The following is a 234-nucleotide window of genomic DNA, read 5'->3' as shown; positions in this document are numbered from 1 at the left end:
GCGATTGACACACGGCTCCGCTCCAACCACGTTCGCGCCCCTTCCCGAGACCGGACCGATATGAACCTCGTCATCGTCGAGAGCCCCGCAAAGGCCAAGACCATCAACAAATACCTGGGCTCGGACTATGAGGTCCTGGCCTCGTACGGTCACGTCCGCGACCTGCCGTCCAAGGATGGTTCGGTCCTGCCCGACGACGACTTCTCCATGCATTGGGAGGCCGACGCCAAGGGC

The 234-nt window shown here is 62.8% G+C and carries 1 protein-coding gene; it reads left to right on the top strand.

Annotated features, from left to right (window positions below):
* Positions 1–60 precede the first annotated feature (60 nt).
* The coding region (locus CVH10_RS24615; RefSeq protein WP_146143419.1) for a toprim domain-containing protein at positions 61–234 on the top strand (174 nt) is incomplete at its 3' end.

It is taken from the genome of Halomonas sp. ND22Bw, from assembly GCF_003011945.1.
GTDB classification, from domain to species: domain Bacteria; phylum Pseudomonadota; class Gammaproteobacteria; order Pseudomonadales; family Halomonadaceae; genus Halomonas; species Halomonas halophila.
Note: the sequence above shows the minus strand (reverse complement) of the source record. Positions and strands in the feature narration are given on the sequence as shown.